The following is a 20293-nucleotide window of genomic DNA, read 5'->3' as shown; positions in this document are numbered from 1 at the left end:
GTAGACGCTACGGAGCCTTTTTGAGGTCGTCGCCCCCCGATTTCGTATGGACGGCGACCGAAGCGGTCGACGGTGTCCGATGTGTGAGACGCCGATGTACAAGCGTCACTGCAAGTACGTCTGCCCGCAACACGGCGTCGTCGTCGACTGTTCGGACCCCTTCACGTTCTAGAACGCCGTTCCGTCCGAGAGGCGCCTGTAGGCCGGCCCCGAAAGGACGAGCAGTGCCGCAAGCGCGACGGCGGTGACGACGACGAGCGGGTCGGCGGCGCTTCCGGCGGCGGTCAACTCGCCGGCGGAGGCGCCGAGCAAGACGGCGGCGACGACCCACGGCGCTTCGCCGATGGCAGTCCCCAGAATGTAGGGACGCAGCGGCACCTCGGCCAGTCCCGCGCCGTAGGAGACGGGGTCGGTCGGCAGCGGGGCGAGTCGAACCGCGATGACGCCGCGGAGGTCGCCGGCGGTCTTCCGGACAGCGCCCCCTGCGTCGCCGACGCGGGCCAGCAGGCCGGCGTCGTGGCCGAGATACCCCGCCAGCGCGTAGGCGGGAAGCGTCGTCACGACCGCACCGGCGAGGGCGACCGGAATCGCCGTCGGCCCGTAGAGGTAGCCGAGGAGTATCGACAGCGCGCTGATGGGCCACGCCAACAGCGGGCGAACGAGATACAGCACGAGGAGCGCGATGCCGAGAATCACGGGTCGCGAGGCGAGGGACTCGGCGTGGACGAACAGCCGCTCTGGGGGGACCGTCAGGGCGGCGGTGCCGGCGACGACACAGACGACGGCGATGCCGGCCACCTGACGGGCAGTCGCACGCTTCACGTCGGCGGGAAGCCACCGGGTGAACAAACCTCTTGTGGTCGGATTACCCGGTCGTTTTTATTTCGACGCCGCCGAGGAGTCTCCGTGAGCCGCGACGACGACCCCGTCGAACTCGGGGTGCAGTTGCTCGCCCGCCTCGAACACGAGGAGCTGTCGCTGGCTGAACTTATCGACCGCATCGAGACGATTACCACCCACCCCGAAACGACGCGAGCCATCCTCGAGGAGGCCGAAAAGAGGGGTCACATAACCCGCGACGGCGACACGATCAAACCTACTGCCGGCCGGTTTCTCAGTTTCGAAAGCGAAGTCGTCTCCCGGGAGGGGGAGTTCGACTGCCAGCGCTGTGGGGCGTCCATCTCGACGGGCTACTTCATGAAGTTACAGGCCGGCGAACATGGGCCGTTCGGGTCCTCGTGCATCCGGAAAGTGACCGGCCGGGAGTGACTTCCACCACAACTGATTCGACGCTGGGATTGCTACTCGCTGTTATGTCCGCCCTCCCCTTCCAGCGCAACTCGTGGCTCGGTGCGACAGTCGACGTACTGCTCGCGAGCGCCGTCCTTGGTGTGCTGTGGTATCCGGCACTTTCGGTCGGCAACGAGCTACTCGGGTCGCCTCTCACGCCCTCGAGTGTGACGCTACTCGCCGGGACGCTCGCCGTCGGAAGTGCCTACCCGTTCGTGGCGGGACCGTGGTCGCTGGGACGACTCGGCGAGTTCTGCTTCGTCTTCGTCGTCGCAGTTTTCGCTCTCGGTATCGTCGGTACGGCGGTGGTCGTCGTCGCTGGATTGGAGCTTTCGGGCAGCGACCCCTTCCCGAGTGCGCTGCTGTTGGGAGCCGCCTACCTCGTCGCCTTCGTGGCTGACATCTGGGGGCCGCAGTTGTTCGAGTAACCGAACGTCTCGGAGACCAGTTCGACCAACAGCCTACCGTCCCCGTCGGAGTTCGTCGACGAGCTGTTCGATGGTCTCCTGTTGAGATTCGAGCAACTCGGTCTGGTACTCGACGGTCTCCCTGAGGGCTTCGACCTCGTCTGCGAGCTCCTCGGTATCGACTTCGGTTGCCTTCGGCTGGGTGTCGTCGGGCGACTCGTCTTCGTCACCCGATTCCGCGGTATCGATTCCTCGACTGCCGGTCACGTCCTGGTCGGCCGGTGGCGACCAGTCGGCAGAGACGAAGCCACCTTCCGACGCGTCGGAGTCGTCGGCCCCCTCGTCTTCGTTCGGGTCGGTCCCTTCGTCGCGGTCGGTCTCGTCGTCGGACCCGTCCTCGAGGGCGGCTCGAAGCCCGCCGAGCGAGGAGACACCGTGGAACTCGAAGACGGCGCTCTGTACGTCCTCGCGGACGCGGCCGGCGTGTTCGTTTGGTACTTTGACCCGCTGTTTCCGGCCGTCGGCCTCGACGACGACCTGTGTGGCGACGCTTCCCTCCTCGAAGTCGAGGTCGGCGAGGTCCTCGTAGTGGAACGCCTCGAACTCTTCGTCCCAGACCGCGCTACCGACGTGTTTCAGCAGTTGTCTGTCGGTGACGACGAGGGTGAGTTCGCTGAATCGAAACGTCGCGTCGACGGTTTCGTCCGCGGCGACGACGCCGGTCGCTCTGAGAACGCCTTCGAGGACGGCCTCGATGACGCCGTCGGCGACGCTTCCGGGAACGGTGAAGCTCCGTTCGCCGTCGATGCCGTCGAGTCGAACCGTCGATTTGCGCCGGCCGGCGTCGACGGCGAAGCGTTCGACGTCGTGGTCGTAGCTGTCGAGTGATTCGTCGGACAGCAGCCCCTCGGAACGATACACGTGCGTCGCCTCGGGGGTGACGACGACGGCGTCTCCACCGCCGACGTCGACGGTTCCAATGACCGCAGCGTCGCCGACGGCCTCGGTTACCAGCGCCGGAAGCTCGTCCATGCGTGTGGTGTCCCCGCACGGTAGCTTAAAACCGCTGGCTAACTACGCCACTGACCCGCACAACCACCCGACGGAGATAGGAAGGTTGAAGGGCGAAAGCGGGCAACGAGGAAGTGAGCCCGGGTGGCTTAGCTGGACATAGCGCCGCACTCATAGGGTTACGAGGCGGTACCCGCGATGTCCTGAGACGGTGCCTACGTCTCGTTCCTGGGACATGCGGAGATCGAGGGTTCGGAGCCCTCCCCGGGCACTCCTATTTCGAGAACTCACGTCGAACAGCCGCCGCTTTGCGCACCGAGACGGTACTGTTAACCCGACAACCCGATTACATACGCGGAATGAGCGACGGACGCGACCTGCCGCGGGCGCTTCGACGACTGAAACGGCCGCTTCTGTACGTGATGGGACCTGCCTACATCGTCGCAGGGATCCTGCACTTCGTCGTTCCGGAGTTGTACGTCCAAATAGTGCCGCCCACGCTCCCGTTTCGGCTCGAACTCGTCTATCTCTCCGGTATCGCCGAAATCCTCGTCGGCGTCGGCGTGTTGGTTCCACGAACGCGTCGCATCGCGGCGTGGGGAACCGTCGCGCTACTCGTGGCAATCTTCCCGGCGAACATCTACATGGCGACCCACGGCGTGGTCATCGAGGGTACACCCGGTGGCGGCGACCCCTCCCAACTCGTCCGATGGGGTAGACTCCCGCTGCAGGCCGTCCTCATCGCGTGGGCGTGGTGGTACACGCAGTCGCCGCCCGAAGAGGCGCTGTAACAGTCGTCGCGGGCGGCCGAAACTACCACTGCATCGGCTTCGATGACTGGCGATGTTTTTTTTTACGTAGGGCGTGCTGAATAGTTGGTGTATGAAACGCATCGCCCTCCTCGCCGTCCTGTGTCTGTCGGTCTCCATCTCGGGGTGTTCGATGGTGGGTCCCGACGGGGAATCCGAACCCGAACCGGTCGCGCCGGGGCTCTCCGAAACCGGCATCGAGGACCCCGACGCACTGACGGATGCCCACGGCGATTTCCTCGAAAACCACTCCTTTACAGTCGTCACGACTGAAACGGTTATCCACGAAAACGGGACCGTCCTCGAAGAACGACGGTCTCGGACGGCGGTCGCATCGGGATTCAGCGCCTACGAGACCGAACGCTACGACTCGACTGGAAACGAATCCCGGCCCGATGTCGCGCTGTACTTCGACGGAGAGAACGGGTGGTCCGCCCGCCAAACCGACGATGGACGGGTGGTGGAGCCGTTCTCCGCGGAGAGTCCGCTGAGCGAATACGTGACTCGGTCGACACAGACCGACTCCCTCCGTCCGATTCTGGACTCGTTCACGACGACCGTCAGCGGGGGGACCGAACTGAACGGGAAGACCCTCTACTACGTTCAGTCGACGGACTTTCACAACCGATACGGCTACCTCGGCCCGAGACAGCACGTATCAGAACTCCAGCACGCCGAGTTCAGCGGCAGCGTCGATTCGGAGGGCTTCGTCCACGAGTATCGACTCATCCAGCGAGGTCCCGGAAACGAGACCGGTGAGACGTTGACCGTCGAACGACGGGTTCGATACACCGATGTCGACGAGACGACGGTCGAACGACCGGAATGGGCCGAGGAATGATATCGATGTGTGGGTTAGATGAGCGCCCGCATCACCAACAACAGGAACATGACGCCGAGGATGGTGAGGGCGGCGGTGGCGACTATCCAGAGGTTGCTACCCGCGGCGGCCGCAAACGGTGCCGGGAGAACCGTGGGTGCGACGAAGGCGACGACCGCCAGTAGCGTCGCCACGACGCAGGCGACGATGAGGAGGCCGTACAGCGAATCCCGCAGGAGCCGGGCCATAGACGTGTTGGTCGGTCGAACACAATGAGCGTACCGACACCGACGGAAGCGAAACGCCCTTCGGCGACACGGACGGGGCGTGCGTATGGACCGAGAGTTCCCGTTTCACGTCGAGTTGCCCGTCAGGTACCGAGACCTCGACACGCTCGAACACGTCAACAACGCCGTCTACGGGACGTACCTCGAACAGGCGCGCATCGAATACTTCGAGGAAGTCCTCGGCGTCGCTTTCGACGAGTTGGGGATGGTGCTGGCCTCGATAGAGATGGATTTCCGGCGGGCAATCGTCCTCGACGACGAGTCGGTTCGAATCGACTGTGGCGTCACCGACATCGGGGAATCCAGTTTCCGGATGGGCTATCGGGTGTACGCCGGCGGCGCCGACGACCCCGCGGCGACCGGAGAGACGACGCTGGTAGTCGTCGACGAGACGGGAACGAGACCGGTCCCCGAGTCGTGGCGAGAAGCGTTCCGCGAGTTCGAACCCGGACTCTGAGATTCTCAGCGACGCTTGACTTCCCAGCCCGAATCGGTGTGGCGGGCGACTGCCTGAAACGTCGAGGTAATCGTCGAGACGGTCTGTTTGTCCTGGGTGTCGGGGTCGAGGTGGAAGTGTGCGCGGGCGTCGGCGCCGGAGATGCGCGTCGTGATGAGATGGAGGAAGCGGTAGATGCTGTGGGTCTCGCCGTACTGCAACAGCGTGGTCAGCGAGTCGAAACAGAGGGCCATCTCTCGGTCGGCTTCGTGCCAGCGTTCGAGGTACTTGCTGACGACCATCCCGATGCCCGTGAGGTCGCCCGGACTGGAGAGGTACTCGACGGTCACGGAGTCGGGGAGGTCGTCTTCGGTCTCTCCCGGTTGGGTGAAGGCGTCGCTCGTCGTGACGACGACGAGTTCCTCGGGGAGGTCGCCGACGCGTTCAATCCAGCTGTCGACCCACTGTTTGGGTGACAACATGAAACTCACGACGAGTACCGCCTCCTCGTCACCGGCCCTCAGGAGGCGCTTACAGCCGATGTCGACGGATTCGTCGACACTTGGCCCGAGAACGAGCACGTTCGACACGTCAGCGATGTCGTCGAGTGCTCCCGCTGATGACATGCTGGCCCTCGGTCGGCATCGAATAAAAACGATTGGGCCGACATGGATGCGGGTCGTCAACCAACCGTTTTAGTCGGTCGCTATCGAGTGGCACCCATGGCACTGACGGGCGATTCGGAGTTGGCGGAGTTCGACGCCGAGGCCGCACTCGAACGAGTGCGAGACGTCTGTGGTGACGGCGTCCAGTCGTTCATGGAGTTCTCACAGAACGAGTACAACATCCTCTACGTCCACGACGACATCGTCGAGATGTATCGCGACGAAGAGCACCTCCGTGAGCACTACGCACGCGTGTTGGACCACCTGCACATGGACTTCATGGAACGTGACACCTACGAGAACACGCTGTTGCCGAACGCCGGCCACGTCACCTCGTTGGTCACTCACACCGAGGAGTTGACGCTGCTCAGACTGCTTGGCGAGACGACTGGGCTGTACATCGCGTTGGACCCTGACTGCTCTGCCGAGGCCGTCACGGATGTCATCGGGCCGCTACGCTGAGCGCCACTCCTCGGCTTGAGCTTCGGCCGCTTCGCGGTCCTCGAAGGTCTCGTGGCGGTACGTCTCCCCGTCGGGGGCCTGTTCGAGTCTGTCGAGGGTCACTGCCCATCGGTCGTCGGCGGTGTGTCGAAGGCGGACGAAGGCGTTGCGGTCGCTTCGGCTCCAGACGGTACCGTCGTCTCGCTCCTCGTGAGTCCAGTCCATGGGGCCGAATCGTCCGTCGGCGGAGAAAAGTCCGCCGACACGCTCATTGGCGCTCGGGTCCGTTTTCCGCCGTGGCGACCGACGACCCGACATCGATACGTACGCTCGCGGTGACGACCGACGACGTGGTGGCCGCACTCGAAGCCAACGAGCGCCGCGACGCAGGAGCGGTTCTCCGGGTGACGCCGCCGTTCAGCGGCCGGATGCGCGCCCGACTGCACCTCGCGGGCACCGAACGGGAGTACGACGACCCGGCGCCGCTTCACCTGCCGCCGGAGGTGTTCGTCGACTCCGTGCCCGCGTTCCCGACGGCGGACCGAACCGAAGACGCCCTCCGCTCACACCCCGAGCGAACGTACGCTCCCGAGACCCACCGCGAATACCACGAACGGGCGGTTGCGGCGTGGCGACGCGCCGTCCGCGACCGCCTCCGCGAGACGACGACCATCCGAACGCCGGAGGGCCCTCACGAGGTCGACCTCGCGATGCTCGGATGATGGACCGGACGGTCCGTGACCGCTTCAGCGGCGCGGATAAAATCTCTCGCCTGCGCTGGCGTGTCCGTGAAAGGTCACACACTCTGTGAAACGTGTGGAATATTCGCATGGTTATTAGTGGGTTTCGCGTGTGTTGTTGGATAGACGATGAGTCCCTCCACGTTCCCCGACGACTCCCTGATTGGGGTGGTCAAGTCGGCACGGTCGTACCTCAGTGGGCCACTGGAGGCCCTCGCCTTCTGGAGTGCGGTGTTCCTGCCGTTCTGTCTGCTCGGGCTCTTCGCCAGCGGGTTCGACGGCCCGACGGATTATTTCGTGTTCACCGCCCTGGTCGTCGCCAACGTCGCTGCGGTCGTCGTCGGCCACGATTACCGACAGTAACGGGTCGTTACCCGGTCACAGATGTCGGTTCAGTTCGGCACGGATTTCCCGTCGTTTGATGAGCAGAAACCCGACGAGGATGACGAGGAAGCCGACGACGGTCGGTGCGTCGATGACTTCCTGAAGGAAGAGGAAGCCGGCGAGAGCGGCGAAGACGGGCGCGACGTAGGAGACGAGGTTGATTTCGATGGGGCCGAGGCGTTCGAGCAAGTCGAAGTAGATGAGAAAACCGGCGGCGCTGGCGACGACGGCGAGATACACAAGCGCGACCGTCGCACGTAGCGGTGGGAGTCCGGAGACTGATTCGCCGAGGCCGACGCTGAGGGCGTGCATCAACGCGGCGCCGCCGACCATCGACCACGCTTCCATCGTCTCGATGGGGAGGTCGGTGTCGAGTCGACGCGTGAGGACGCTCCCGAGGGCGAAACACAGCGTAGCGCCGAAGACGAGCGCCTCGAACCGCGACCCGACGAGGTTCGCCGGGTCGGGTCGGGCGAGAATCGCGACGCCGACGAGACCGAGGACCATCCCGACCAACCCGACGACGGTGAGTCGCTCTTCGGGGAGGAGAGCGCGGGCAAAGGCGGTGGTGAGGACCGGCGACAGCGAGACGATGACGGCCGCCGCGGCGCTCGTCGTCCCGCGTTCGCCGATGAACAACAGCGCGTGATATCCGGCGATGAGAAACACCGCCCCGACGGCGACGAGAAGCCACTCCGAGCGGCCGCGGGGCCGCCAGCGGTCGACCGCCCACGCGGCGTACCCGAGCATCAGGAGTCCGGCGATGTCGTAGCGAACGGCGGCGAACAGCACCGGCGCGTCGAAAAAGTACGCTGGGCTTCCGGGTTCGCCCAGTCCCGCTTTGATGGCCATGAACGCCGACCCCCACGCGGCGGCGAGCGCACAGAACAACAGGAGGTTTCGATAGCGCACGACGGAACGGCGTCGGCCGTCGGCCTCAAGTTTTCGGGATGGAGTAAGAGGTAAGTTCGTCGCCCGACGGGAGGTGATATGGAGAGGGAGGTGGGCGGTGGAAACCCGAAACTACGACTCGTCGCTGCGGGCGTTCTCGTCGTCCTCATCGTGGTAGTCGGTGCCTACGCGGGGTCGATGCTCGTCGGCGATTTGACCGACCCGACGCCGAACGCGTCGTTCACCCACGAGTACGACAACGGCACCGTGACGGTGACACACGCCGGCGGCGACTCGTTTACGACCGCAGAGACCGCACGACTCGAGGTGTCGTCGCCGGAGGCCGAAGTGACGACGACGTGGGCTGCTGCGGACGAGGCGTTCCCGGTCGAGGAGAGCGATAGCGTCCGTTTGACGGGGGTCGAACCGGGCGTGACGGTCCGCGTAATCTGGACCGGAACCGGCGAGGAGCCGTCGTTTCGGGTGCTGGAATCGTTCGAAATCAGCGTCGAGTGAACATCGCGAACAGGAACGTACCCAATATCAACCCAAGCACACTGGCGATTGGGGATTCGGCTTCGACGCCGACGGCGAGTAGCCCGAACACCGCGAGGACGGCGATACTCACGCCTAGCAGCTCCAATCCACGGGTGATGCGGCGTTGCCAGTCGGTCGGCTCTCGACTCCCGCCAGTCGAATCCATTGCGTTCTCAGGCGTCCCGTTCGTCCCGGAGCGCCCGAAGCAGGTCCTCTCGAGTGACGACGCCGAGGAGGGCGTTGGCCTCGTCGACGACCGGGAGTCGGTTGATGTCGCGTTCCTCGTCGGCGAGGAGGGCGAGCAGTTCGTCGACGTCGGCCTTCGGGCCGACGGTCACGACTTCGGTCGTCATCACCTCGCTAATCGGGCGGCCGGCGTTCCGAAGCATGTCGACGCCGACGTCGAAGTCGTCCCACGAGATGTCGATAGCGTAGGTGAGCGATTCGAGAAACGGCGGGAAGCCGACGGGAATCCACAGCGTCCGGTCTGAGGGTTGGAACAAATCGACCAAATCCCCCTGCGTGACGATGCCGACGACGATGCCGTCTTCGGTGACGGGGAAGCCGTTGAAATCGGCGCGAGCGAGTCGCGTCAACACCTCGCTCACGTCGTCCTCAGGGGAGACCGTCTCCACGTCGCGCGTCATGATGTCGCGGGCCTGCATGTGCCGACGTACAGCGTCCCGTCCGATGTGTGTTCCGGTCGTCGGAGTCAGTCTGTCGTCGGTTCGGGGTCCCGGTCGCCCGCGTCGATGCGTGCGGTCTCCGCCGCCGACTCCTCTCCGAGCGCGGTTCGAAGGCGCCCGAGAACGATACAGGCGACGTAGATAGCGACGGCGACGAGGACGATGACGCCGCCGGCGGTCGCCTCGCCGTAGTACGACAGCCCGATACCGACGACGACGGCCAACTCCGCGAGGACGACCGACGAGAGCAGCGACCCGGTGAAACTCCGGGAGACCTGTGCCGCCCCCGCGACGGGGACGACGAGCATCGCCGCGACGAGGATGACGCCCATTATCTGCATCGCGCCGACGACGACGAGCGCGGTGAGGACGACCATCGTCCGGTTGTACCAGTTGACGGGAATCCCCGCCACCTCGGCTGCGGTCTCGTCGAAGGTGACGTACAGCAGTTGATTTCGGGTGAGTGCGACGGTGCCGACGATGACGGCGAACAACATGAGCAGTATCGCCGCGTTCTCACGGGAGACCGTCGCGAGGTTGCCGAAGAGGTACTGGTCGATGCCGACCGACAGGCCGCCGGCGTTGAGGCTGATGAGCGTCGTCCCCAGCGCGAACCCAGTCGAGAGGACGATGGCCATCGACACGTCGTTGTAGGCGTCGGTCACCTCGGAGATGAGTTCGATACTCAACGCCGCTATCATCGCGACGATGATGGCGGTGAGGTACGGCGAGACGCCGAAGTCCAACACGGCGTTCAGGAACAGGCCGACCGCGACGCCGGCGAAGGCGGTGTGTGCCAGGGCGTCGCCGATGAGTGCCAGTTGGCGGTGGACGAGGAACGTCCCGATGAGTGGCGCCATCACGCCGATACACAGCCCGACGAGCACCGCTCGGTGCATGTACTGGTACTGTAGCAGTTCCAGGCCGGTCGTCTCGGCCAAACGGAACATGAGTACCGACCACTGCGCCAAGAGCCAGTAGACGGGCGAGAGGACGGCGTCGAGCGGACTCGACTGTGCGAAGATGGCGAACGTCGTCGTCATCCGGTCTCACCCACGGCGCTGACGGCCGTTCCGAACGTCTCCGCGAGAGCGTCGCTGTCGACGAACTCCTCGGTCGGGCCGTCGAAGCGGACCGTCCGGTTCAGACAGACGACTCGTTCGGCGTGGTCGGTGACCGCACGCAGGTCGTGTTCGACCAATAGGACGGTGATGCCGTCGTCGTTGAGCGTTTCGAGCAGCGCGTAGAAGGCGTCGACCGACTCGGCGTCGACGCCGACGGTCGGTTCGTCGAGGACGAGCAGGTCGGCCTCGCCGGCCAGGGCTCGTGCGATGAAGGCGCGCTGTCGCTGGCCACCGGAGAGTTGGGTCACGGGGCGGTCGGCGAAGGCACTCATTCCGACGATATTGAGGGCGCGGTCGACGATCTCCCAGTCGTCGGTAGAGAGGAGTCCGTAACCGACGTGGGGGAACCGGCCCATCTTCACGACTTCCCGGACGGTAATCGGCATCTCCTTTGCGGCGTTTGCCTGCTGGGCGACGTAGCCCACCCGGGATCCCTCGTCGAAGCGATGGGCGGGCTCGCCGAACAGCCGGGCCGAACCGCTGTCGGGTTCGAGCAGGCCAAGAATGAGACGCATCAGCGTCGACTTCCCGGAGCCGTTCGGGCCGACGATTGCGGCGTACTCGCCGGGTTCGATACGAAGCGAGACGTTCTCGACGACCGGTGTCGCGGTGTAGCCGAAGGTCACGTCGTCGAGTTCGGCGACGAGTTCGTCTGTCGTCATTCGAAGTTCCTCCACTCGTCGGCCCAGCCGTCGGGACCGGCGTCTTCGGGCGCTTTGTTTCCGAGGACGACTTCGAACGTCGGCATGTTGATGTTGTAGGCGATTTCCTCGTAGCCCCAGTCGTTTTCGACCCACTCCTCGCGGACGCCGGCGTAGGGCGTCACCGGGAAGTACGCCGACACGTCCGTCTCTGCGATGAGCTGTTTGGCGGGTCGGCGGGTCTCAAAGACGCCGGCACCGACGTACTCGATGTCGTTTTCCTCGATGACGCGTTTCGCCTCCCTGATGTCGGTGGGTTTCACGTCACCGCTGGCTGCGAGATTGACGACGAGCGGTCGCATCTCGACGCCGTAGCGCGTCCCGATGTACTGGAAGGCGTTGTGTGCGGCCAACTGGACCACGTCCCGCGTCGCGGCGTCGAATATCGCCTCGTAGTCGCCGTCGATGCGGTCGAGCACGTCGGCTTTGTAGGTCTCGGCGTTGTCGCGAAGCGTCGACTCGTGGTCGGGAGCGAGTTCGACGAACCCCTCGGTGATGTTGTCGACGGACTGCTTGGCTCGCTGGGGGTCGAGCCAGAAGTGGGGGTCCTTGCCACGGTTCTCGCCGACGCCCTCCTCGTCTGGGTCGAGACTCGCCGCGAGGTCGACCAACTCGACGCCCTCCCGGACGTTGATGAGTTGCGTGTCGATGCCGTCGTCTTTCAGCGTCTGAATCGTCCGGTCGGCCCACGGCTGGAACTCCTCGCCGACGTGGACGAACGCGTCCGCCTCGATGACCTCTCGGGTGATACTGGAGTTCGGCTGCCAGCCGTGGCCGTGAAGCCCCGTCGGAATCAGGTTACGGACCTCTATCGGCGTCTCGCGGGCGACTTTCCGGCCGAAATCGTAGAAACTGAAGAACGACGCGACCGCGACCGGCCCGTCGTCGCCGGCGCCTCCCGGCGCGCTCGCCTCGCCCAGACAGCCGGCGAGGCCGGCGGCTAACAGCCCCCCGCCGCCGGCGACTGCCTGCCGACGGGTGAGGACCGGCCGGTCGCTACCGCCGGTTTCGTGATACGTCATTACAAAGACTTAGCCACTAGTTCGTATTTAGAACTTGTGGTCTAATATAGAATTTAGACTAGTCTAAACATTGGTGCTGGGCGCCCGTGGATTTATGTACTGTGCGGGGCGAAACTCCTGTATGGCCGCGCACTGCCGGCCGGTATTGCGGAACCTGTTCGACGACTCACCCACCCCCCACATCGCGCATCCGCCGCGCACCCATCGCCGAGACTTCTACCTCGCTACCGACGGGTCCTACCGCGCGGACGATGCTGGCGGATTGGGTGTCGTCATCGAAACGCGCGATGGCGAGCGTGTCGCTCGCCTCTCGGTGCCCGACGCGGTACCGGACAACAACGTCGCCGAGTATCGGGCCCTCCATCTCGGTCTCGACGTGTTGGCGGCACGAGCGCCCCGAAACGCCCGCGTGGGTGTCCTCATCGACCACGACGACCTCGCGGCGAACGTCAATCGCGCGACGCTCGCCACGCGGGGCCCCGACGGCCGGCCACCGCACCCGTTCCGCGTCCCCGCCGAAAGCGCCACCCACTGGCGGGGCATCCGCGCCCGCGTCGCCGGCTTCGGCGAACTCCGCGCGGCCCGCATCGACAGCGCCGACAACCCGGCCCATCCGCTCGCGAATACGCCGGACCAGTACGCCCACGTCAACCGCGAACCCGACCGCTGTGTCCTCCCGCGGGACGAGCGCTGGCGAGCGCCCGACGACGACCGCTATCCGCCACCGTCCCGTGCCGACCGCGACCGCTCCAACAGCTTCGTCGGCAGCGGGTCGGCTAGCGACTAGAACACCCACTTTTTACGAGGTAGGGTTTCCTCGCTCGCTGCGCTCGCTGCGGGAACCCCACCTCGCAAAAACTTGGGGAAAAACGACCCGGACGCTCCCTTCGGTCGCGTCCGGTGAACCGCTCGGTCGCGTTGCTCCCTCGCGGATACTCCTCCATTTAGTGTTATCAGATATAGAATCTCCGCGCGAGCGAAGCGAGCGCGGTTCGCGGCGACGAACGATAGCGAGACGCGACCGGAGGGAGCGTCTCGGAAAAGCGAACGGCGAACGAAGTGAGCCGTGAGCCAAGTGAGTCGCCGTAGCGAGTGCCGACTAACGCGCCCGTAGGGCGCGGCTGGAGGCTCTCTCGCATATTTTCCCCAAGTTTTTGCCACGACCCGGTGTCGCGCGCCGTCCGGCGCGCGACCCGCGTTCTCGTGCAAAAAGTGGCTAGTCGTCGTCGACCGTCAACTGCTCTAAGACGGCGTCGGGCATCTGTCGCCGCATCTCGTCGGGAATCCCGTCGGGTGCCTCCGGAATGTCGGCGGGTTCGGGCTTCAGTCCGGGGCCGAACAACTGGAGGGCGGTGTTGATGGTCGTCCAGTCGTCGTTCTCGGCGGCGTCCCGGAGGCTCTGTGTCGGCGCGGAGAGAATCTGCCCGACGAGCGCGTCGGCCATCGATTCGAGGATCTCCTGCTGTTCGTCGGTGAGGCCGTCGTCGGATTCGGCTTCGAGCTTCGAGACGGCGGTTCGGAGTTCACGGGCCTTGATGCGTTCGGCGCCCTCGTACATCGCGCCGATGACCTGGTCGGCGCGCTTGCGCTTGTACTGGGCGATGAGGTGGTCGAACTCCTCGTCTATCATCGCCTCGACGGTTTCGGCGGCTTCGCGCCGCTGACTCCGTGTCTCGTCGGTGACCGACTGCAGCGAATCGAGGTCGTGGAGTTCGACCTCCTCGACGGTTCGCGCCGCCGGCGTCACGTCACGCGGCTGGGCGATGTCGATGATGAGCGTCTCGCCGACCTCTTCGAGCGTGTCGCTGTCGAGGACGTGGTCGTCGCTGCCCGTCGCCGTGACGACGATGTCGGCCTCTTCGACGGCAATCGGGAGGGCGGCGAGGCCGACGGCTGCGGCATCGGTGTCGAGTTCCTCGACGATGTGTTCGGCGTGTGGGAGCGTTCGGTTGGCGACGACGACGCGGTCGACGGCGTCGTCGAGTGCGCGGGCCGCCAGCGTCGCCATCTTTCCAGCACCGACGACGAGGGCGGTCGCGTCGGCGATGTCCCGCTCGCTTTCGGCGAGTTCGACGGCGGCCGACCCGAGCGAGACGACGCCTTCGTTGATTGCGGTCTCGCTGCGGGCGCGCTCGCCGACGTGGAGCGCCTTCAGCACGGCGTCGTCGAGCGTCGACCCGATGCCGCCGGCGCCCCGAGCGGCCTCGTAGGCCTCACGGACCTGTCCGATAATCTGGTCTTCGCCGATGACGAGCGATTCGAGGCCGCAGGCGACCCGCATCAGGTGTCGGAGACTCTCTTCGTGGCCCAACTCGTGGGTCGCATTCGGGTCGACGCCGACGAGGTACTCGTCGAGCGCCTCGCGGGCCGTTTCGGCCTCGTCGGCGACGACGTAGGCCTCCGCGCGATTGCAGGTCTGGAGGACGAACGCCTCCGAGACGCCGGGACGCTTCAGAAGCGCCTCGACGGCCTCGCGTTCGGAGGTCTCGCAGGCGGCTTCGATTTGCTCGACGCTCGCGTGGCTGTATGAGACGCTGACCCCAGCGATGATTCCGGTTCCGATGTTCACTCCTTGTCACCCAACGCCGATTCGACGACGGCGTCTACTGTTCGTCGTGGCTTAGCCCCGCCTGTACCTAAAACCTTCCAAACACGCGGCGATTGCACGACTGCTCGGACTGCATCCCGACGAGCACTCGCGTCGACACCGCGTTGTTTCAGTTCCTCGCGCACCTCGCCGGTCAGTCTCGCTAACTCACCCGCGCCGTCGATGTTCGACTGGATGCGCGTTCGGAGTTCTTTCGACAGAGCGGGACTCGCTCCGCTGGTCGAGATAGAGACGACCACGTCGCCGTCCCGAACCGTCGCTGGGACGACCACGCTGCCCACGTCGCGGTCCCCGGAGCGGTCGGCGCGGTTGACGAGCACCGAACGCTCCCGTGCGGCCGCCTCGACGGCGTCGTTGACCGCCGCGTCGTCTGTCGCCGCCACCACGAGTGCCGGGTCGGTTCGGTCGACCCACGCCGACACGTCCTCGGCAGTCGGCGCCGCTCGTACTCGGTCTGCATCGCCGTAGTCGTCGGCCGGGAACTCGGGGCTGACGACGACGACGCGCGCCTCGCGGGCGAACCGCCTCGCCTTCCTGGCCCCGACCGGCCCGCCGCCGACGACGAGCACCGTCTCGTCCGTAAAGTCGTGATACAGCGGTATCATCGGGTTCGGTTACTCCGTGTTCGCATCGGCGCGTTCGTCCAGTCGGATGCCGGTCTTCTTCAGTATCTGCGTCGAGAACAGCGTGTCCCAGTCGTCGTCGCCCACGTCCCAGAAGGATTCCATCGTCTCTTTGACCTGCTGGATGCGCTGTTGACTTTCTTCTTCGCTCCGGCCGTGTGTCATCGCGAAGAAGTTGTATGGCCAGACGCCCTCGTGACGCGGCCGACGGTAGCAGTGCGTGACGAAATCCAGCGACGCGACTTCGGGGCCGACCTCCGAGACGAGGTCGTCGGGAACGTTCCAGACGGTCATTCCGTTTTCCGTGTAGCCGAGACTGTAGTGGTTCGGAATCACGCCGACGCGGCGGACCTTTCCCTCCTCGTTGAATCGCTTGATGGTGTTCGTGACCCACTCGGTGTCGATGCCGAGTTCTTCGGCCACGTCGGCGTACGGCGTCGCAGTGACGGGCAGGCCGCCCTGAATCTCGACGACGAGGTCCCGCTCTTGGGGGGTGAGCGTGTCCCGCTCGACGGGTTCGACGGCGGGACCGAGCTCCGAGCAATCGAGGTCGCCGTCGGGAATCGGGCCGTCGAGGAGGAACTTCGCCTCGACGCGGAACTCCTCGCGCTTCGGGAGGTTGTAGGTCTCCTGTCCGGTTTCGGATTCGATGTCGCCGAGGACGTCCTCGACGGCGTCGGGGTCGGCCACCGAGACGACGAACCACATGTTGAGATGGGGGTGTTCCCGTTCGTAGTTGTGGGCGACCTCTCTGTGGGCGTTGACCTGCTCGGCCACCTCCTCGAAGCGCTCCTCGGGGGCGTGCATCGCCACGAGCGTCGCCGCACCACCGATCTCTTGGGCGTTGATGAGGGCGCCGAAGCGCGTCAACACGCCGTCGTCGTCGAGCCGTTGGACCCGTTCGAGGAGTTCCTCGCCGGTCACGTCGATGCCGCGCGCTCGAAGCGCCTCTGCGGCCGGCTCGAAGGGCTCTTCGACGACGGGAAAGCCGCCCTGGAAGGCGTTGATGATGGCCCGGTCGATGCGGTCCAATCCGGCGGTGGCGCTCATTATCGGTACTCGGAGTTTCGGGACAATAACGGCGTCGGCTAGCGACGGTTTCGGTGGCGTTCGGAACCCTGTAGCGGTTGCCTCGCCACGACCCTTTATACGGTCTCCGCGAGTACGAAAGAGTGTATGCGCATCCTTGTCGTCGGCGGTACGGGCTTCATCGGCGAGAACCTGTGTCGAGAGTTGCACCGGCGGGGACACGACGTGACGGCGCTGTCGCGTTCCCCGAACGAGGCCGGCCTGCCGAGCGGCGTCGAAACCGCCATGGGTGACGTGGCGGCGTACGACTCCATCGAGGCCGCCTTCGAGGGCCAAGACGCCGTCGTCAACCTCGTCGCGCTGTCGCCGCTGTTCCGCCCGAAGGGCGGCAACGACAAACACTTCGAGGTCCATCGGGACGGCACTTCCAACGTCGTTCGTGCTGCCGAGGAACACGGCGTCGGGAAACTGGTCCAGATGAGTGCCCTCGGCGCCGACCCCGACGGGAATACGGCCTACATCCAATCGAAGGGCCTCGCCGAGGTCATCGTCAAGGAGTCGGGGCTCGATTGGGTCATCTTCCGGCCTTCCGTCGTCTTCGGCGACGGCGGCGAGTTCGTCTCCTTTACGAAGAAACTCGCCCCGCCGTATCTCACCCCGCTTCCCGGCGGCGGGAAGACGCGATTCCAGCCCATCTGGGTCGGCGACATCGTCCCGATGCTCGCCGATGCGCTGGAGGGCGTCGAACCGACCGGCGAAGAGGAAAGCGACGAAGGCGGGCCGACGCCGGCCATCCGGCGTGTCGGCGACTCGGATGACGGCAGGGCCGAAGAGCAGGACCCCCACGTCGGCGAGACCTACGACATCGGCGGTCCGGAGGTGTTGACGCTGGCGGAAGTCGCGAAACTGGCACACGCGGCCGACGACAAGCCCATTGACGTGGTGCCGGTTCCGATGGCGCTGACGAAAATCGGGTTGCGACTCGCCGATTTCGTCCCCGGCGCGCCGATGGGGTCGGACCAGTACCGCTCGCTGCAGTTCGACAACACCACCGACGACAACGACATCGACGCCTTCGGCCTCACCCCCGCAGATTTGACGACGCTGGCCGACTATCTCGGCGTCGACCCCGAGACGTTGGACGACTGATACGTAGCGGGCGGCCGATTCGTCATCTCAGCGTCTGACTCCGGCCGAAAGCTTATCCTTCCCGTGGGACGCTATCCGGGACAAGTGACGTTATGAAACTCGCAATGATCGGCTTCGGGCAGGCCGGCGGGAAAGTTCTCGACCGGTTCCTCGAATACGACTCTACCCGTGGGACGGGTATCATCGGCCACGCTGTCGCCGTCAACACGGCGAAGGCGGACCTGATGGGCCTTGACTACGTACCGAACGAGAATCGGGTGCTCATCGGCCAATCGGTCGTGAAGGGCCACGGCGCCGGCACCGAACCGGAGCTGGGCGAGCGGTGTGCTCGCGAGGACATGGAAGAGATTCAGACGGCCATCGACACCATGACGAGCAGCGAAATCGACGCGTTCCTCATCATGGCCGGCCTCGGCGGCGGCACCGGCAGCGGCGGTGCACCCGTCCTGGCCGAACACCTCCAGCGACTGTACGTCGAACCCGTCTACGGGCTTGGTATTCTCCCCGCCCGCGACGAGGGTGGCATCTACAACCGCAACGCCGCCCGGTCGTTCCAGAACTTCGCCGAGAGCGTCGACAACCTGCTCACCTTCGACAACGACGCGTTCAAAACCGGCGGCGAGAGTCTCGGCGAGGGGTACGCCGAAATCAATCAGGAAATCGTCGCTCGCTTCGGCGCGCTGTTCTCCGCGGGCGAGGTCGAGGCGATGGGCGACGACGTGGCCGAAAGCGTCGTCGACGCCTCCGAAATCATCAACACCCTCGGCGACCACGGCATCACGTCCATCGGCTACGCCAGCGAGGAGGTCGAATCCGAGAACAAGGGACTGCTCGACAGGTTCCGCGGCAACAACGACGGGGACGGCCTCGAAAGCTCCGGCGACGCGACGAACCGCATCACCTCCCTCGTCCGCCGGGCGACGCTCGGCAAACTCACGCTCCAGTGTGAGGTCGACAGCACCGAGCGGGCGCTGTTGCTCGTCTCCGGGCCGCCGAAGGCGCTCAATCGGAAAGGCATAGACAAAGCGCGGAAGTGGCTCGAGGAGACCACCGGCTGTATGGAGGTGCGGGCCGGCGACTACCCGCTCCCCAACGAGAGCCGGGTGGCGGCAATCGTCGTCCTCTCGGGGGTGACCGACGTTCCGCGCGTCAAGGAGATGCAGCGGATGGCCATCGAGGCCGAGGAGAACGTCGAACAGCTCCGAGCGAAGAGCAAGGAAGACCTAGACTCCCTCATAGAGTACGGCGACGATGAGGAGTAGCCAGTTCATCGCGGGCCTGTTCGCCTGCCTGCTCGTCGGCGCGCTCTTCGCCGGGCCGGCGGCAGCCGTCGACAGCAGCAGCGACGACATGCCCGAGGAGGCCGAAGTCGGAACCACCGTCGAGGCGACCGTCGAACTCACGCAGTTGTTCGACGAGTTCGAACAGTGGACGCTGCGCGGCGAGACGAACATGACGAACGTGACGTGGACGGTTCGGCAGTTCGACCAGGCGGGCAATCAGGTCGCCCAGACCTCCGCTGACGGCCAGTCCGTCGAAACGGAAGTCGACATCGAGGACGGCACGAACCGAATCGAGGTCGAAATCCGCGGGACGGCGCCCGAAATCGAGACCCTGAGCTACGACCCGCCACAGCGGTTCCGGTTCGCCGAGTTCACGCAGGTCCGCTCCGGCGGCACGACCAACGCCATCGACAGCTACGAGGTCCACCACTACACGACCGACAGCAAGGAAGCTCGCGAAGCCATCGACAGTGCCAACGAGGCCGTCGGAAGTTCGGGCTCCTCGGAAGCACAGAGCTCCCTGGATAGCGCCATCTCGGCGTACGAGGCCGGGAACTTCGACAACGCGATTCGAAACGCCGAACGGGCCGAGAACGAGGCCTCCGAGAGCGCGACGCTCCGGACCGGCCTCATAGTCGGTGCGGTCGTCATCGTCGCCCTCCTGTTCGTCGGTGCAGCCTACTACCTCTATAAGTCCCGTCAGCAGGGTCCGAGCAGACTGCGGTAGATGAACGTTTACGTCCCGTTCGCGGCGCGGAAGCCGAAGACGCGACTCGCCGACGCCTTCGAACCGGACGAGCGGGCCGCCTTCGCCCGCGCGCTGCTTCTCGACGTGTGCGATGCGATCTCTCGAAGCGGCCGAGAGCCGACCGTGCTGGCGACCGACTCGGTCGACTGTCCGCACCCGGTCGTCGTCGACGACCGGCCGCTCTCCGACGCGGTGAACGCGCGGCTCGACCCGCCGGTCGCCGTCGTGATGGCCGACCTCGGGTTGGCGAACGTCGCGGCGCTGGAACGACTCTTCGAGGCCGACGGCGACGTCGTCATCGCGCCCGGGTTGGGCGGCGGGACGAACGCCCTCGTCGTCCGACACCCCGACTTCGAAGTCGACTACCACGGCGCCTCGGTTCGGGACCACCGCCGCATCGCCCGCGGAATCGGCACGGAGGCGACGATGGTCGACTCCTTCCGGCTGGCCGTCGACATCGACGAACCACGCGACCTCGTCGAGGTGCTCCTGCACGGCGAGGGACGGACCCGCCAGTGGCTCGCCGACGCCGGTTTCGCCGTCCAGCGCCGCGACGGTCGGGTCGGTGTCGGCCGGGACGCCTGAGGCCGACGCCGTCCCGC

Annotated in this window: 29 protein-coding genes and 1 tRNA gene; 16 read left to right on the top strand and 14 right to left on the bottom strand. The window is 65.4% G+C overall.

Annotation, left to right across the window (positions count from 1 at the left end):
- Positions 1–46 precede the first annotated feature (46 nt).
- Positions 47–172: an HVO_2523 family zinc finger protein gene (locus HWX69_RS18320; protein WP_268105598.1), complete on the top strand. Its 126-nt coding sequence runs from the start codon at positions 47–49 to the stop codon at positions 170–172.
- On the opposite strand, the gene HWX69_RS16785 is transcribed toward HWX69_RS18320, so the two are convergent.
- Complete coding sequence (locus tag HWX69_RS16785) at positions 169–822, bottom strand: TVP38/TMEM64 family protein (RefSeq protein ID WP_348643035.1); 654 nt, start codon at positions 820–822, stop codon at positions 169–171. The genes HWX69_RS18320 and HWX69_RS16785 overlap by 4 nt on opposite strands.
- Before the next feature lie 84 nt (positions 823–906).
- Here HWX69_RS16785 and HWX69_RS16780 point away from each other — a divergent pair, with 84 nt between their 5' ends.
- The gene (locus HWX69_RS16780) at positions 907–1269 is read left to right on the top strand and encodes a DUF5830 family protein (protein WP_178918181.1); all 363 of its coding nucleotides are present in this window, start codon (positions 907–909) and stop codon (positions 1267–1269) included.
- 44 nt (positions 1270–1313) lie between these two features.
- Entirely contained in the window at positions 1314–1718 is a 405-nt protein-coding gene (locus HWX69_RS16775) for a hypothetical protein (RefSeq protein WP_178918180.1), read from the top strand.
- Between the two features lie 33 nt (positions 1719–1751).
- On the opposite strand, the gene HWX69_RS16770 is transcribed toward HWX69_RS16775, so the two are convergent.
- Positions 1752–2729: a DUF7115 domain-containing protein gene (locus tag HWX69_RS16770; protein WP_178918179.1), complete on the bottom strand. Its 978-nt coding sequence runs from the start codon at positions 2727–2729 to the stop codon at positions 1752–1754.
- 117 nt (positions 2730–2846) lie between these two features.
- Here HWX69_RS16770 and HWX69_RS16765 point away from each other — a divergent pair.
- From HWX69_RS16765 to HWX69_RS16755, 3 genes are all read left to right on the top strand, one after another.
- Positions 2847–2979: transfer RNA gene (locus HWX69_RS16765), tRNA-Met, on the top strand.
- Positions 2980–3067: 88 nt separating this feature from the next.
- Positions 3068–3499, top strand: coding sequence for a DoxX family protein (locus tag HWX69_RS16760; protein WP_246286528.1), 432 nt, complete (start codon positions 3068–3070; stop codon positions 3497–3499).
- Positions 3500–3590: 91 nt separating this feature from the next.
- The gene (locus tag HWX69_RS16755; RefSeq protein ID WP_178918178.1) at positions 3591–4358 is read left to right on the top strand and encodes a hypothetical protein; all 768 of its coding nucleotides are present in this window, start codon (positions 3591–3593) and stop codon (positions 4356–4358) included.
- A gap of 14 nt (positions 4359–4372) precedes the next feature.
- On the opposite strand, the gene HWX69_RS16750 is transcribed toward HWX69_RS16755, so the two are convergent.
- Positions 4373–4585: a hypothetical protein gene (locus HWX69_RS16750; protein ID WP_178918177.1), complete on the bottom strand. Its 213-nt coding sequence runs from the start codon at positions 4583–4585 to the stop codon at positions 4373–4375.
- Between the two features lie 85 nt (positions 4586–4670).
- Here HWX69_RS16750 and HWX69_RS16745 point away from each other — a divergent pair, with 85 nt between their 5' ends.
- Positions 4671–5081 carry an acyl-CoA thioesterase gene (locus HWX69_RS16745; RefSeq protein WP_178918176.1) on the top strand — a complete coding sequence of 137 codons (411 nt, stop codon included), beginning with the start codon at positions 4671–4673 and terminating at the stop codon, positions 5079–5081.
- Between the two features lie 5 nt (positions 5082–5086).
- Here the strand turns inward: HWX69_RS16745 and HWX69_RS16740 are convergent, their stop codons facing one another.
- On the bottom strand, positions 5087–5686 hold the full coding sequence (locus HWX69_RS16740; protein WP_178918175.1) for a DUF7504 family protein: 600 nt from the start codon (positions 5684–5686) through the stop codon (positions 5087–5089).
- Between the two features lie 96 nt (positions 5687–5782).
- On the opposite strand from HWX69_RS16740, the gene HWX69_RS16735 reads away from it, so the two are divergent.
- On the top strand, positions 5783–6187 hold the full coding sequence (locus HWX69_RS16735; protein WP_178918174.1) for a hypothetical protein: 405 nt from the start codon (positions 5783–5785) through the stop codon (positions 6185–6187).
- Here the strand turns inward: HWX69_RS16735 and HWX69_RS16730 are convergent.
- Positions 6179–6391, bottom strand: coding sequence for a DUF7543 family protein (locus HWX69_RS16730; RefSeq protein WP_178918173.1), 213 nt, complete (start codon positions 6389–6391; stop codon positions 6179–6181). The two genes, HWX69_RS16735 and HWX69_RS16730, sit on opposite strands and share 9 nt — an antisense overlap.
- Positions 6392–6462: 71 nt before the next feature.
- Here HWX69_RS16730 and HWX69_RS16725 point away from each other — a divergent pair, with 71 nt between their 5' ends.
- Complete coding sequence (locus tag HWX69_RS16725) at positions 6463–6888, top strand: hypothetical protein (RefSeq protein ID WP_178918172.1); 426 nt, start codon at positions 6463–6465, stop codon at positions 6886–6888.
- Between the two features lie 147 nt (positions 6889–7035).
- On the top strand, positions 7036–7269 hold the full coding sequence (locus HWX69_RS16720; RefSeq protein ID WP_178918171.1) for a hypothetical protein: 234 nt from the start codon (positions 7036–7038) through the stop codon (positions 7267–7269).
- A 15-nt stretch (positions 7270–7284) separates the two neighbouring features.
- On the opposite strand, the gene HWX69_RS16715 is transcribed toward HWX69_RS16720, so the two are convergent.
- Positions 7285–8202: a DMT family transporter gene (locus tag HWX69_RS16715; protein ID WP_348643034.1), complete on the bottom strand. Its 918-nt coding sequence runs from the start codon at positions 8200–8202 to the stop codon at positions 7285–7287.
- Between the two features lie 78 nt (positions 8203–8280).
- On the opposite strand from HWX69_RS16715, the gene HWX69_RS16710 reads away from it, so the two are divergent.
- Positions 8281–8697, top strand: a complete 417-nt coding sequence (locus HWX69_RS16710) for a type IV pilin domain-containing protein (protein ID WP_178918170.1) — start codon at positions 8281–8283, stop codon at positions 8695–8697.
- Here HWX69_RS16710 and HWX69_RS16705 read toward each other — a convergent pair.
- The 5 genes from HWX69_RS16705 to HWX69_RS16685 are packed head-to-tail and all read right to left on the bottom strand — an operon-like array spanning position 8684 to position 12251.
- Positions 8684–8884 carry a hypothetical protein gene (locus HWX69_RS16705; protein WP_178918169.1) on the bottom strand — a complete coding sequence of 67 codons (201 nt, stop codon included), beginning with the start codon at positions 8882–8884 and terminating at the stop codon, positions 8684–8686. The two genes, HWX69_RS16710 and HWX69_RS16705, sit on opposite strands and share 14 nt — an antisense overlap.
- Before the next feature lie 7 nt (positions 8885–8891).
- On the bottom strand, positions 8892–9383 hold the full coding sequence (locus HWX69_RS16700) for a CBS domain-containing protein (RefSeq protein WP_178918168.1): 492 nt from the start codon (positions 9381–9383) through the stop codon (positions 8892–8894).
- 47 nt (positions 9384–9430) lie between these two features.
- Entirely contained in the window at positions 9431–10447 is a 1017-nt protein-coding gene (locus HWX69_RS16695; protein ID WP_178918167.1) for a metal ABC transporter permease, read from the bottom strand.
- Positions 10444–11190 (bottom strand): metal ABC transporter ATP-binding protein, encoded by a 747-nt coding sequence (locus tag HWX69_RS16690; protein ID WP_178918166.1) that lies wholly within the window; start codon positions 11188–11190, stop codon positions 10444–10446. The genes HWX69_RS16695 and HWX69_RS16690 overlap by 4 nt, the downstream gene beginning before the upstream one ends.
- Positions 11187–12251 (bottom strand): metal ABC transporter substrate-binding protein, encoded by a 1065-nt coding sequence (locus HWX69_RS16685; protein ID WP_178918165.1) that lies wholly within the window; start codon positions 12249–12251, stop codon positions 11187–11189. The genes HWX69_RS16690 and HWX69_RS16685 overlap by 4 nt, the downstream gene beginning before the upstream one ends.
- Positions 12252–12372: 121 nt before the next feature.
- Here HWX69_RS16685 and HWX69_RS16680 point away from each other — a divergent pair, with 121 nt between their 5' ends.
- On the top strand, positions 12373–13038 hold the full coding sequence (locus HWX69_RS16680) for a ribonuclease H family protein (RefSeq protein ID WP_178918164.1): 666 nt from the start codon (positions 12373–12375) through the stop codon (positions 13036–13038).
- Between the two features lie 429 nt (positions 13039–13467).
- On the opposite strand, the gene hemA is transcribed toward HWX69_RS16680, so the two are convergent.
- Genes hemA through ahbB form a run of 3 tightly spaced genes read right to left on the bottom strand, consistent with a single transcriptional unit; the run spans position 13468 to position 16532 of the window.
- Positions 13468–14820: a glutamyl-tRNA reductase gene (hemA, locus tag HWX69_RS16675; RefSeq protein WP_178918163.1), complete on the bottom strand. Its 1353-nt coding sequence runs from the start codon at positions 14818–14820 to the stop codon at positions 13468–13470.
- Positions 14817–15464 (bottom strand): precorrin-2 dehydrogenase/sirohydrochlorin ferrochelatase family protein, encoded by a 648-nt coding sequence (locus tag HWX69_RS16670; RefSeq protein ID WP_178918162.1) that lies wholly within the window; start codon positions 15462–15464, stop codon positions 14817–14819. The genes hemA and HWX69_RS16670 overlap by 4 nt, the downstream gene beginning before the upstream one ends.
- A gap of 9 nt (positions 15465–15473) precedes the next feature.
- Positions 15474–16532: a siroheme decarboxylase subunit beta gene (ahbB, locus tag HWX69_RS16665; protein ID WP_218644810.1), complete on the bottom strand. Its 1059-nt coding sequence runs from the start codon at positions 16530–16532 to the stop codon at positions 15474–15476.
- A gap of 126 nt (positions 16533–16658) precedes the next feature.
- On the opposite strand from ahbB, the gene HWX69_RS16660 reads away from it, so the two are divergent.
- The 4 genes from HWX69_RS16660 to cofC all read left to right on the top strand — a co-directional run bounded on the left by HWX69_RS16660 (position 16659) and on the right by cofC (position 20276).
- A complete protein-coding gene (locus HWX69_RS16660) occupies positions 16659–17660 on the top strand; it encodes a complex I NDUFA9 subunit family protein (protein WP_178918161.1) in 1002 nt (333 codons plus the stop codon).
- Positions 17661–17752: 92 nt separating this feature from the next.
- On the top strand, positions 17753–18922 hold the full coding sequence (locus tag HWX69_RS16655; RefSeq protein ID WP_178918160.1) for a tubulin/FtsZ family protein: 1170 nt from the start codon (positions 17753–17755) through the stop codon (positions 18920–18922).
- Positions 18912–19670 (top strand): hypothetical protein, encoded by a 759-nt coding sequence (locus tag HWX69_RS16650; RefSeq protein ID WP_178918159.1) that lies wholly within the window; start codon positions 18912–18914, stop codon positions 19668–19670. The genes HWX69_RS16655 and HWX69_RS16650 overlap by 11 nt, the downstream gene beginning before the upstream one ends.
- Positions 19671–20276: a 2-phospho-L-lactate guanylyltransferase gene (gene cofC, locus HWX69_RS16645; RefSeq protein WP_178918158.1), complete on the top strand. Its 606-nt coding sequence runs from the start codon at positions 19671–19673 to the stop codon at positions 20274–20276.
- Positions 20277–20293 lie beyond the last annotated feature (17 nt).

Origin of the sequence: Natronomonas gomsonensis, from assembly GCF_013391635.1 — an archaeon.
Taxonomy (GTDB): Archaea; Halobacteriota; Halobacteria; order Halobacteriales; family Haloarculaceae; genus Natronomonas; species Natronomonas gomsonensis_A.
The sequence above is the reverse complement of the archived record's forward strand: the minus strand, read 5'-3'. Positions and strand labels throughout refer to the sequence as shown.